General features: G+C 34.8%; 13 protein-coding genes. 5 read left to right on the top strand and 8 right to left on the bottom strand.

Annotated features, from left to right (window positions below):
- The first annotated feature begins 7 nt into the window (after positions 1–7).
- The 3 genes from THEYE_RS09725 (at position 8) to THEYE_RS09715 (ending at position 2,925) form a co-directional block, all read left to right on the top strand.
- Positions 8–1,033 carry a mechanosensitive ion channel family protein gene (locus THEYE_RS09725; RefSeq protein ID WP_012545596.1) on the top strand — a complete coding sequence of 342 codons (1,026 nt, stop codon included), beginning with the start codon at positions 8–10 and terminating at the stop codon, positions 1,031–1,033.
- A 128-nt stretch (positions 1,034–1,161) separates the two neighbouring features.
- Positions 1,162–1,902 (top strand): aminotransferase class IV, encoded by a 741-nt coding sequence (locus THEYE_RS09720; RefSeq protein WP_012545575.1) that lies wholly within the window; start codon positions 1,162–1,164, stop codon positions 1,900–1,902.
- Positions 1,903–2,925 (top strand): chorismate-binding protein, encoded by a 1,023-nt coding sequence (locus THEYE_RS09715; RefSeq protein WP_012546701.1) that lies wholly within the window; start codon positions 1,903–1,905, stop codon positions 2,923–2,925. It begins immediately after the preceding gene.
- On the opposite strand, the gene THEYE_RS09710 is transcribed toward THEYE_RS09715, so the two are convergent.
- Complete coding sequence (locus THEYE_RS09710; protein WP_012545852.1) at positions 2,926–3,339, bottom strand: type II toxin-antitoxin system VapC family toxin; 414 nt, start codon at positions 3,337–3,339, stop codon at positions 2,926–2,928.
- Positions 3,336–3,602 carry an AbrB/MazE/SpoVT family DNA-binding domain-containing protein gene (locus tag THEYE_RS09705; RefSeq protein WP_012545042.1) on the bottom strand — a complete coding sequence of 89 codons (267 nt, stop codon included), beginning with the start codon at positions 3,600–3,602 and terminating at the stop codon, positions 3,336–3,338. The genes THEYE_RS09710 and THEYE_RS09705 overlap by 4 nt, the downstream gene beginning before the upstream one ends.
- A 237-nt stretch (positions 3,603–3,839) precedes the next feature.
- On the opposite strand from THEYE_RS09705, the gene THEYE_RS09700 reads away from it, so the two are divergent.
- Positions 3,840–4,193, top strand: coding sequence for a nucleotidyl transferase AbiEii/AbiGii toxin family protein (locus THEYE_RS09700; RefSeq protein WP_339156410.1), 354 nt, complete (start codon positions 3,840–3,842; stop codon positions 4,191–4,193).
- A 214-nt stretch (positions 4,194–4,407) separates the two neighbouring features.
- Positions 4,408–5,322: a restriction endonuclease gene (locus tag THEYE_RS09695; protein ID WP_012546249.1), complete on the top strand. Its 915-nt coding sequence runs from the start codon at positions 4,408–4,410 to the stop codon at positions 5,320–5,322.
- A gap of 201 nt (positions 5,323–5,523) precedes the next feature.
- On the opposite strand, the gene THEYE_RS09690 is transcribed toward THEYE_RS09695, so the two are convergent.
- The 6 genes from THEYE_RS09690 to THEYE_RS09665 all read right to left on the bottom strand — a co-directional run bounded on the left by THEYE_RS09690 (position 5,524) and on the right by THEYE_RS09665 (position 12,117).
- Positions 5,524–5,736 carry a type II toxin-antitoxin system HicB family antitoxin gene (locus THEYE_RS09690; RefSeq protein ID WP_012545302.1) on the bottom strand — a complete coding sequence of 71 codons (213 nt, stop codon included), beginning with the start codon at positions 5,734–5,736 and terminating at the stop codon, positions 5,524–5,526.
- Positions 5,737–5,790: 54 nt separating this feature from the next.
- Positions 5,791–7,344 (bottom strand): bifunctional aminoglycoside phosphotransferase/ATP-binding protein, encoded by a 1,554-nt coding sequence (locus THEYE_RS09685; protein ID WP_012546491.1) that lies wholly within the window; start codon positions 7,342–7,344, stop codon positions 5,791–5,793.
- A complete protein-coding gene (gene lhgO / locus THEYE_RS09680) occupies positions 7,341–8,525 on the bottom strand; it encodes an L-2-hydroxyglutarate dehydrogenase (protein WP_012546485.1) in 1,185 nt (394 codons plus the stop codon). The genes THEYE_RS09685 and lhgO overlap by 4 nt, the downstream gene beginning before the upstream one ends.
- Entirely contained in the window at positions 8,522–10,276 is a 1,755-nt protein-coding gene (locus THEYE_RS09675; RefSeq protein ID WP_012545239.1) for a carbon starvation CstA family protein, read from the bottom strand. Before THEYE_RS09675 ends, lhgO begins: the two co-directional genes overlap by 4 nt.
- Before the next feature lie 153 nt (positions 10,277–10,429).
- The gene (hisF, locus tag THEYE_RS09670) at positions 10,430–11,266 is read right to left on the bottom strand and encodes an imidazole glycerol phosphate synthase subunit HisF (RefSeq protein WP_012545004.1); all 837 of its coding nucleotides are present in this window, start codon (positions 11,264–11,266) and stop codon (positions 10,430–10,432) included.
- Positions 11,267–11,379: 113 nt separating this feature from the next.
- The gene (locus tag THEYE_RS09665; protein ID WP_028842884.1) at positions 11,380–12,117 is read right to left on the bottom strand and encodes a type II restriction enzyme NmeDI-related protein; all 738 of its coding nucleotides are present in this window, start codon (positions 12,115–12,117) and stop codon (positions 11,380–11,382) included.
- Between the last annotated feature and the right edge of the window lie 32 nt (positions 12,118–12,149).

Genomic DNA, 12,149 nt, shown 5'->3' with positions numbered 1-12,149 from the left:
TATTGTTATGCATATTGAAAAAGTAGCGGTTTCTATTGCTGTAATAATACTTGTATTGGCAGTTTTATTAATTGTAAGAAGTTTTTTATTCAGAATTCTTCATAAATGGGCTGAAAAAACAAAAACAGGTTTTGACAATCTAATAATAAATACAATTAAAAGTCCTTCAATTTTTTGGTGTATAGGAATAGCTCTTTATATTGGACTTGAAAGTTCAGAAATTCCCTTAAAGTACACTTTCTATATAATTAAGGCTATTCATATCTTGATAATCTTATCAATTACCGTAGTTGCTGCAAATCTTGTTACCAGAGTTTTTATCAGATATATTGATCGCTCATCAGTTTCTGTTCAATCAACAGGACTTTTAAACACAATAATCAAAACTGCTGTCTATTTAATCGGTTTTATAATTATCCTTAACATTCTCGGAATTTCTATAGCGCCTTTGATAACAGCCTTAGGAATAGGCGGCTTAGCTGTTGCTCTTGCTCTTAAAGATACTCTTGAAAATCTCTTTGCAGGTATTCACATTATGGCAGAAAAAACAGTAAGAGTTGGAGACTTTATAAGGCTTGAGACAGGTCAGGAAGGATACGTTGAAGATATATCATGGAGGACAACAAGAATCAGAATGCTTCCCAATAATATGATAGTAATTCCTAACAGTAAGCTTGCTCAAAGTATTGTTGTAAATTATTTTCTTCCCGAAAAAACAATGTCATTCCAAATTCCCATAAGTGTTAGTTATGACTCAGACCCTGAATTAGTAGAAAAAATATTGATTGAAGAGGTAAAAAAAGCAATAAAGGAAGTTCCTGGGCTACTCAGCGAACCTTCTCCTGTCGTAAGATTTATCCCGGGTTTTGGTGAAAGTTCTCTTGATTTTACTCTTGTGTGTCATGTAAAAGAATTTGTTGACCAGTATCCAGTCCAACATGAACTAAGAAAGAGAATTTTTAAACGTTTCCAACAGGAAGGCATTGAAATTCCATTTCCTCAAAGAGTTGTATGGCTTAAAAATGAGAAATAACACTATTTTGAGTGGCATTTAAAATGTTCTTTATAAACTCTGCCCATGCATATTTTCTCTCAGTTTATTAAAGTATTAAGCTTGATAAAATTTAGACAAGTGCTAAATTTTTAAATTAGAATAAACTGATGGAATTGCGGGCACTTTTATTCGGTGAAGGGCTTTTTGAGACAATGCTTTGGCGAGGTAGAACACCTAAACTCCTCAGACATTACCAGAGGCTTAAAAATTCAGCAGATTTTTTTCAGATTCCTTGTCCTGATTATGAAACATTCTGTCAAGAAATAGAGAAAAAGACTAAAGGTAGAAAAAATCTCTATGTAAAATTCTGTTTGCTTTCAAAAGGAGAGGCTCTTTATTACTCCCTGCCTAAGGAGTCAGAAATTTTAGTGATTGCGAAGGAGCTTGTCCCTGATAGAACACCAAAAAAACTCTGCCTTTCAAACATAAAGAGGCACAGTGCGAACCCTGTTATCTATCACAAAACTATGAACTATCTTCCAAATATTCTTGCAAAAAGAGAAGCTCTATCAAAGGGCTTTGATGATGCAATTATGTTGAACGAGAGAGATGAAATAACAGAGTGCTCAGCCTCAAATATTTTGATAGTTAAGGATAACAAACTTCTCACTCCTACCCGTGAATGTGGACTATTGATGGGCACAACAATGGAGATTTTGATTGAAAAAATGAATGTAAAAGAGGAAAGGCTTACTATAGATGACCTTTACAATGCTTCATCAGTATTTATAACAAACAGCCTTATCGGAGCATTACCGGTAGTTCAGTTTGAAAATAAAAATTACTCTATAACTCCCGAACTCCTTAACTCTATAAACTCAATAATTGAAGAGGAAAACTCCCTGTAAATGCTTATACTTTGTGGTAGCTGGCTTAATAAAAAGGGATTTTATGAGGCAGAGATTGAAGATGTTAGATTTTATCAAAGTCTTTCTCAGATAAGAGAAGTTGAACCAATTAGTTTTGTCATATTTTCCTATGACCTTTCAGGTGAAATCCTTGATTTTAAGCTACAGAGCACGGACTTGCCCTCAGTGATAGTTATCAAGATAAGAAAATTCAAAAAAATCAATAAAAAAAAGGGTCACTATAATCTTCTGCCATACAGCATGAGCTTAAAAGACAGTGAATTTATTGCAGGCATTCAAAAAATTCGCAATCTTATTGAAGAAGGCACTGTCTATCAGATAAATCTTACAAATCGTTTTGATTTTGAGTTTAAGGGCAATCCTGTGAATTTGTTTTTCAGATTTTACAAAAATCAGCCTGTACCATATGGATTTTTTCTCAATTTTGGTGATTTTTTCGTAGTTTCTGGCTCTATGGAACTCTTTCTGGAAAAGTTAGGTGAAAGAATCGTCAGCAAGCCAATAAAGGGAACTTCTAAATCATTGAGATTTCTTCAAAACAGCCACAAAGACAAAGCAGAAAACCTCATGATTACAGACATGATGCGTAATGACATAGGAAGAATTGCTCAGATTGGAAGCGTAAAAGTTACAGAACTTTTTAAAATAACAAAATACAGAACTCTTTATCAAATGCACTCTACTGTTGAAGGAATTACAAACAAATCCATTATTGACATAATAAAGGAAACTTTTCCTCCTGCCTCTGTAACAGGTGCACCAAAGAGAAAGGCTGTTGAAATGATAGATATCCTTGAACCTCATGCCCGTAGTTATTATTGCGGATGCGGAGGACTTGTAAGAAATGAAACTGACTTTACATTGTCAGTGCTTATAAGAACCGCCGTAGGTAAAGGTAACAGGCTTTCCTACTACGCAGGCTGTGGCATTGTCTGGAACTCAGTGCCTGAGAGGGAGTTAGAGGAGCTCTACTTGAAAGTGAAAGCTTTTTATAAAAGATAATTAACTTTTTTCTGAGAGAGTTATTCTTGAAATATCCTTGAATTTATCAAAATCCCTATCAAAGCTATAAATCTCTCTTATGCCGTGCTCAATCATGAAGTGATAATTAAAAATGTCTGCAAAAGAAATCTGTTTTTCAGGAAAATCAATCAAAGCCCTTTCAAAAATTTTTTTAAAAGGCAACTTCAATCCTCTTAGAGAAATTAATGGTAAAACTAAGTCTCTTATTTCCTCTCTTGTACAATTGTAAAAACTCTGAAGGGTAAATACTAACTCAAACATTACCAAAGGACTCGTTATGACTTTTTCCTCGTTTCTCTCAATTCTTTTTAATAGCTCTAAAACTGCGTAGGCTTTCTCTTCTTCGTCTCTTGTTAAATATCTAAGAAAAAAGTTCGTATCAATAAATCTCATTTAATTTCCTTTGAAACTTCCTGGGCAATTTGAGCCTCAATAAAATTTCTAATTTTGTTAAAATCTTCTGGTTTATTTTTAGGTTTGACCTTCCCGAAATTTTCCTCTATTTTTGACCTCACAGGTTTGAGCTTAACTTCATTATTCTCAATTATAAAATTAACCGTATCACCTTTATTTATCTTCAAAAACTCTCTGATTTTTTTGGGAATTGTAATCTGATATTTCTTTGTAAGAGCTGATTTTTCTGTAATATTTTTCATTAAGTAATACCTCCTTTATGGTATTACTTCAATATAGCAAATTTTTATCCCTTAAATCAAGAATAAACCTTTACTAAAGAATAGTCTCTCCTAAATGATTGCATGGCACTGTTTTCTGTGATTACGATTTAAGAATCTGAGTTTAATTCCAGACCAATATTCCAGATGTCAGAAGCTGAGAGAAATTTGCAGGAAAATTTATAAAGTTGACATAATTAACAAAAATGTAAACAAGATATCTTTAATGAAATACCTATAAATATAAATCAAAGCAAATTCTCAAACATTCAGGTTCTGGTAAGAACTCTGTTCCTTGAGGAAGTAATGAAAACAAAGATAGAGGCTTTCTTAAACAGAAAAGAAATCAGAGATGTCTTTGATATAGAGTTTTTGCTTAAAAAAGGTGTTCCTCTTAACGCAAAAAAAGAGGAACTTCAGCAATTACTTGAAGGTATAAAGGATTTTTCAAAAAATGACTACTCAGTAAAACTTGGCTCAATAGTTGATGCAGAATGGCGAAATTATTACATTAAGGAAAACTTTAAGATTCTTGTAATGAAATTAAAGGAGATTTTAGGTGGAGGTTTATAATATTTCCAAAATATTTTCACTTTAAAAGCTAAACTATGTACGCATTTTGCCCTATAAACAACATAGTAAAGACTTAGAGAATTGCAAACATTCCATCTGATAGTCAAAGCTTTTCACATACTCTTATAAATTTTAAGTCTATAATATTTTTTTGAGTTTTGGATATAATGTCTCTGAATTAATCAAAAATTATATTACCCGGAGGTAAGATACCATGATTCCGGATGATAAGACAATAATGTTACCTTTACTGATGTTACTCTCTGATGAAAAGGAAATACACATAAAAGATATTGTAAATGAACTTGCCGAAAAGTTTAAATTAACAAGAGAAGAAAAGGAAAAATTATTACCAAGAGGCAATGAACCAATATTTAATAATCGAGTACGCTGGGCAAAAACCTACTTACAAAAAGCTGGACTTTTAGAAATACCACGAAGAGGATTTTTAAAAATCACTCAAAGAGGTTTAGAGGTTTTAAAAGAAAAGCCAGATAAAATAAATTTTGAATTTCTTATGAGATTTGAAGAATTCAAAATTTGGAGGAACTTATCTTATAAACAAAAGAAAGAAGAAAAACTAAACATAGAAAATAAATCAACAGAGGAAGGAACCCCAGAAGAAGTAATCTCCTCAAAAATTGAAGAAATTAATAACTTAGTAAAATATGATTTAAAAAGTAAAATCAAATCTTTAACTCCAGAACAATTCGAGAGATTTGTGATTGATATCTTATTAAAAATGGGATATGGAGGTTCTTTTGAAGAAGCGAGTCAGCATATAGGTAAAAGCCACGATGGTGGTATAGATGGAATTATAAAACAAGATATTCTCGGCTTAGATAATGTTTACATCCAAGCTAAACAATGGACAGGTAATGTTGGTGCAACAGAACTACAAACATTTGTAGGAGCATTACAAGGTAAAGGGAAAAAGGGGGTCTTCATTACTACTTCACAATTTACAAAAAATGCAACAAAATATGCAAAATCACTATCTGATATTAAAGTTATTCTCATTGATGGAGATAAAATAGTTGATTATATGATGAAATTTAAAATCGGAGTGCAAACTCTAAGAAGCTATGAACTACTTAAAATAGACGAAGATTATTTTGAATTATTCTAAAAAATTTTTATTTTTTTCTTCAAAAAGCATCTTATGATTCAAACTTTTTTCTAAGTATGAGATATTCAAGCGAACATCGGAAATGTCCTCGGGTTACTTGATTCTATATTATGTTCTTATAATGTGCAACCTTTTTTGGTATTTTGTAATTCCTATTTTTGGGGAGACTGGTAAGGAATCATACTATAATTAATCAATATCTTAGGCATAGGAAAAAATTTCTTCCTTAACCATGTGAAGTCTTATAATCTTTGGATAATCCTCTTCTTTTTCAAAATGACACTTAATCGCATCTTTAATATTCATTTTCAATTCCTCTAAAGTATCAGCCTGAGTAAATATAGAATACCCAAGAGCTGAGGCATTATATCCACCTTCTGGGTCTTCCTCTACAATAAAAATTATTTCAAGCATAAAGCCCTCCAACTATTTGATATATATTCATGATTAAACATAAACTCTCTAACTCTAACAACTCTCCACTCCATAAACTCTCTCTATCACTCTCCCAATCAAATCCGTTCCCTCTGAAGTATCAAGCTTTATAAGTTTTTGAGGGTCCACTTCATCGGGAGCTTCAAATTTTTCTTTCTGAGCAAGGTATATTTCCCAGCGGGCATCAGATATGTCTTCGGATTCCTTACGTTTCATGAATCTCTCCCTTACAACACTGTCATCAGCAAAACACCAAAGCCAGTAAATATCAGCAAAGCTTAGCTCTTGGGCTACTTTTTCCCTATAGACTCTGTCTTTGAATGTGGCATCAAGTATTACATCCCTGCCTTTAAGAACTGCCTCTTTTGCAATCTCAATCATTTTTGTATAGGTTTTCTCAGTGTATTCCCTGCTATAAATACCCTTTTCAAAGGGTTCATAATGATGCTCTGTTGGCGCAATTCCTACGAGGCTTTTTCTTACAATGTCTGAAGGAATCCATTCTGCAAGGGTTTCTTTAATAAGTGCTCTTGCAAGGGTTGATTTGCCTGTGCCTGAAAGTCCGAAAACAACAAAAACTTTGGGCTTTCCCTCTGCATAAAGATAGGCAAGGTCAAAGTATTTTCGGGCTGTCTCAAGTGCCTCTTTTCTTTTTTCCTCTGGCAAAGCTTGGTCATCGGAGGTAAAACAGCCAATTTTTCCTCGTACATAGGCACGGTAGCATTTGTAGAAATTTAAAACTTTCAATAAATCCCTATCACCAGAGTTTTCAACATAGGAATTGACAAAATACTCTGAAAGCTCTCTAAACCCGTGAAAATCTAAATCCATGCTTAAAAAGGCTATGTCACTTGCCACATCGCCACAACGGAATCTTTCATTGAACTCAATACAGTCAAAGATATAGACCTTCCGCAGGTCATCAAAGCATGCATTGGCAGAATAGAGGTCTCCGTGTCCCTCACGGATAAAGCCTCCGCTGATGCGGGATTCAAAGAGTGTCTGATTTTGCTTTATAAATGACCTTGTCCATTTTACAATTTCTTCATATCTCCATCTGTTTATTGCTCGTCCTACATATCCCTTTGTCTGAGTAAAGTTTTCCTCTGTGTTAAAAGAGACTGTTTCAATTGAACCGTATTCATCAATGCCTTTACCTGTGCGAGCGTTTTTGAAGAAGGGAACAAGAATGTCCACAATAAGGTCTATGTGCTCTTTAGTAACAGAGCCCTCCTTTATCAGTTTCTCCATCATTCCTTCAATGGGAAGTTTTTGCATCTTAACAGCGTATTCAACAATATTCTCCCCACTCTCCAACTCGTAACTCCCTTCTTTCTCTGAGATTGGAACAACGCCAAGATAGACCTCAGGACAGAGTCTCCTGTTAAGTTCCACTTCCTTTTCGCAAAAGTGTTTTCTTAGCTCAAGGGTTGTAAAATCAAGAAAACCAAAGTTTACAGGCTTTTTAATTTTGTAAACCAGTTCATCAGCGATAAATACATAGGAAATATGAGTCTGAATAATCTCCAGATTCTGTGGTTTATGAGGAAAAGACTCTTTCTTTAGTTCCTTAGCCCAGTTTATCATTCTTTGTTCTCCAAGATATATTCTTTAACTACATACTCAGTAAAGGCAAAGGCAGAAGTAAAGGCAGGTGATATGGCATTAAGGATGTGAAGGGTGTTAGCATCTTTTATAACTAAAAAATCCATCACAAGCTCCTTCTTTTTAATATCAATTAGCTGGGGTCTGATGCCGACTTTTTTGGAAGGTAAAAGGTCAGTTGGATTAACTCCTTCAATCATGTCCTTTACATCTCTGTAGAAGTTTGCTTTTAAGTATTTTTTTATCTCCGTAATCGCTGTATTTCTAAATTTTTCATTAGTGAGTAAGAGCGATAAATCCCTCCATAAAATCTTAACTGTCTCAATTCCTAAATCATCAAGTAGTTTATAATTTTCCCTTCCAAAGGCAGGTGTGGCAGTTGGTCCCACATAGACAGTACCATCATGCACCTTTGTAAAATGAACACCAAGAAAGGGATTTTTTATGTCAGGCACAGGATAGATATTGCCTTTAACTAAGTATGACTTTTCCTTCTTCAATTTCTTATACAGTCCTTTAAATGGGACAATTCTGTATTGCTTTGCCAGACCAAAAAGATGGGCAATTCTGTCTGCATGGGAGCCCGCAGAATTAATAAAAAGTTCAAAGGAAAATGTGTCTTTGTTTGTCAGAAGTTTACCTTTCTTAAGTCCTCTTAGGGCAACTCCTTTTTCTATCTTAACTCCTGCACTCTCTAACTCTTTCTCTAAACTGTCAAGTATCTCTTTTGGATTTATTACTGCTGTGAGGGGCGAATACAAAGCCTGCTCACAGGTTTTTGCATAGGGCTCAATCTCTCTCAAAGTCTTTTCATCTATGAGCTCAACCTTTGCTCCATTTGCCTTTGCTCTTCTGTAAAGCTCGTGAAGCACAGGGACTTCGCTTTCTTTCTTTGTTACTATGACCTTACCCGACTCAATTAAAGTAAGCCCTTTTTCCTTACAGTATTGTTTCATGAGTAAGTTACCCCTTAAACAAAACTTTGCCTTAAGGGAGTCAGGAGTGTAATAAATCCCTGCATGTAGCACTCCGCTGTTTCTACCAGAGGCATGTTTACCAAGAGAGGCTTCCTTTTCTATGATTGTTATATCCTTAATCCCTTGTTTTACAAGCTCTCTTGCAAGGGAAAGTCCTGTAATTCCAGCTCCACAGATTATTATCATACCTTAACCATTACTTCTTTATTTTTTGCGTATTCAATGAATTTTCTCAATGCTATAACAAAAACAAAACATGCAAGAAGAAAGAGAATAATAGTGATTATAATTAGGGGATAGTTTCCTGAGGGCATAAATTTCTTTATCAAAAGAAATCCCAATGAGCAAATCGTTGTGATAAGCATGAAAAGGGCTGGAAGAATTGTAAAAAGTCTCTTCTTCTGCATCATTGTAAGCCAAAGTGATATTGCTATCAAAGCAAGTGCTGCCATGAGTTGATTTGCTGAGCCAAAAACAGGCCAGACAACTGCAAAACCGTTTTTATAGGCAAGGAGAAACATTGATACAATTATTATTGTGGAGTTAAAAAAACGGGAAAAGATTATGCGTGGTGGTTTCTTAAAAATAGTTCTCCAGAACTCCTGTAAAATCAATCTTCCCAGCCTTACTGCTGTATCAAGGGTTGTTATAACAAAGCCTTCAATCATAAGAATTCCAAAAATAATTCCTACATAGGAGGGAATACCCAAAGCCTTTTCCATAAACAATCCTGAACCAAGAGCAAAGGCAAGCACAGGATTGGATTTTCCTGTCTGAGGGAAAACTATATCTTTGTAAGCAACATAGGCAAGTCCTGCTCCAAGAGCAACAATAACTCCAACAGATAGCATACTCTCTACAAGCATTGCTCCATAGCCAATTTTTCTTGCATCAGACTCACGGGAAAGTTGCTTTACAGTTGTGCCTGTTGCTACAAGAGTGTGAAATCCACTTATTGCACCACAGGCAACAGTGATAAACAGAATGGGCCATACAGGACCGAGCTTTGCTGCACCTTCTGAAATATTTATAGCAGGTGTGGTAACTTCTATTCCTTTTAATCCTCCTACGATTGCCGCAAAAATAAGTGCTATAATGCCTCCGTAAAGGAAAAAGGAGTTTATAAAATCTCTTGGCTGAAGCACCACCCAAACGGGAATTGCTGAGGCAATAAAACAGTATATGGAGACAAGCACCATCCATGTCTCACGAGAAAATCTTACAGGTAAGGCAAAACCAATGAAGACTGATAACACAATTACAATTAAGGACAGCATCACAGCATAAAAAACCTTCATGTTTCTTCTATAAAGAAGATAACCCATCAATGGGGCAAAGGCTGTAATTATAATCACAGAGGTTGAGGCAATTCCGCCAACTACTGCCATGCTCTCTCCTGTCTTTGGGTCACTAACTGTGCGAAAAAGTGTTTGAGACTCGGGAAGACCAAGGAGTTTAAGCTTTACCACAGAGGTCAAAGCCACACAGGTAAGGTCAAGAAAGGCAGCACAGACAAGCAAAAGCATGAAAAAAACAAAAATTATGAAGAGTGTGAAACCCCATTTCCCCATGGTTTTTTTTGCTATTTCAACAATGGAGCTTCCCTTTTCTCTTAGACTTGTAAAAATTGAGGCAGTATCATGAACAGCACCAATGAATATGGCACCAAGAAGAATCCAAAGCCATGTAGGATAAAATCCATAAAGCAGTGCAACAGTAGGACCCACTATAGGTCCTGCACCTGCGATAGAGGAGAAATGGTGGGAAAAGACAACCAAAGTCTTTGAAGGAACATAATCAATCCCATCATTTATTGTTTTTGCTGGAGTAGGGTGACTATCATCTTCGTTGAAAACTTTTGCAATATATCGAGCATAAAACCTGAAAGCAAACCAAAAAATGAATATAGAAATAACAACTACTAAAAGCGTATTCATAGGCAATATTTTATATCAAAGCATGAAAAATTATGAAATCTTTCTTAAATTTGCTGACAAAAAGTTTGCAAGAGCAAAAAACAGTTTAATTTGCTGTCAGCAAAATTAGAGCGCTAATAGAAAATGAGAAACTTGAAAAAGAATTAACGCAACTTATATTCTTACTGGAATTCCCTTTTGCCTTAGAAACTCTTTTGCCTCTCTTATTGAATACTCTCTGAAATGAAATATGGACGCTGCAAGTGCTGCATCTGCCTTTGCATAAGCAAAAGCTTCATAAAGATGCTCAAGTGTGCCAGCACCGCCTGATGCAATAACAGGAATACTCACTGCCTCTGAAATCGCCCTTGTTAGTTCTATATCATAGCCCTCTTTTGTTCCATCTCTATCCATACTTGTAAGCAGAATCTCTCCCGCACCGAATTCTTCCATCTTCTTTGCCCATGCGATTGCATCAATGGGTCTCATGAGTCTTCCACCATGTGTGGAAAGTACAAAGCGGGAGTCTTCTTTATAGAGCACATCACTAAGTTCTTTATCATCAAACCATGACTCAGGTGGATAGGCTTTTGGATTAAAGTTTTTATCCACTCTCTTTGCATCTATTGCAATTACTATGCATTGAGAGCCAAAGCGTGTTGAAGCTTTTTGAATAAAATAAGGGTCTTTTACGGCAGTTGTGTTTATGGATACTTTATCTGCTCCTGCATTAAGCAAATCCCTTATGTCATCAAGGCTTTTTATACCACCACCAACAGTAAGAGGCATAAATACTACTGAGGCAGTTCTTTCAACAACATCAATGATTATTTTTCTTTTCTCATGGGACGCTGTAACATCAAGAAAAACAAGCTCATCAGCCTCTTCCTCATTATAGTAAAGGGCATTTTCAACAGGGTCTCCTGCATCCCTTAGATTAAGAAAATTAACACCCTTTACAACTCTTCCATCCTTAACATCAAGACAGGGAATTATACGTTTTGCAAGCATCGTTTACTCCAAATAATTTATAGGTTTTGAATATCTTTCTGGTGCAGGATATTTTCTTCCAGCAGCAGCAAATATAATTCTATCAATTTGTGTATCACCAGTAGCTATCCATCTCATGGGGAATAAACACCTATATTCCTTTCTATAATCATCAGTTCATAGGTTTTAGTATGCCAATCTGAAACCTTATCATAGCTCATAAATTTAACCCTCTTATTGATTGCAGAGAATGCATTTAAAGACAATTTTGTAATAAATTCTTTTTCTCTTACTTTGTCTGCCACGATAACAAAGTTCGCATTAAAATCCTGTAATTCAACAAATTTTAATAGAGAACTTTGAATATCGGTTGAATATTCTATTTCAAAAAAAGCCTCTGGCATTTTTCTTACATTAAACCAGCTGACATCAATAGTTTGGGCTTTCTGAACTATATGGTCGTAACTAAATTTGTAGAATTTGTCTATTGTAGTTATGTCACCAAGTTTTCTATTTAAATATTTTTTATTTTTATCCTGATTCGGAACAAAAGTTTGAAAATTTTTATGATTTCCGATTTCTACAAGTAGTCCCTGATAATAACTATGATTAAATTCCTGCTGTTTTACAATTGATTTCTGAGGAATAAGATTTATAGGTAATTTATCTTTATACTCTTTTAATGCCCAGAGTCCTGGTTTTATTTTAAAGAAAAATCTATCGTCCTGAACAATTCGTCGGATACTTGCAAAGGGGGTCTTAGTTTTCCATACACAATCTTTTATTTTCAAAACTTCTTGATATAAGAAACCGAGAGTTGCAAACCCTCCGTTTTCTCTCATCACTTTTATGACTGCTTCATATTGTTTCATTATAATCTTTTAATAAGTGATTTATTTTAATC

Origin of the sequence: Thermodesulfovibrio yellowstonii DSM 11347 (assembly GCF_000020985.1) — a bacterium.
GTDB classification, from domain to species: domain Bacteria; phylum Nitrospirota; class Thermodesulfovibrionia; order Thermodesulfovibrionales; family Thermodesulfovibrionaceae; genus Thermodesulfovibrio; species Thermodesulfovibrio yellowstonii.
This window is presented reverse-complemented; position numbering and strand designations above follow the sequence as displayed.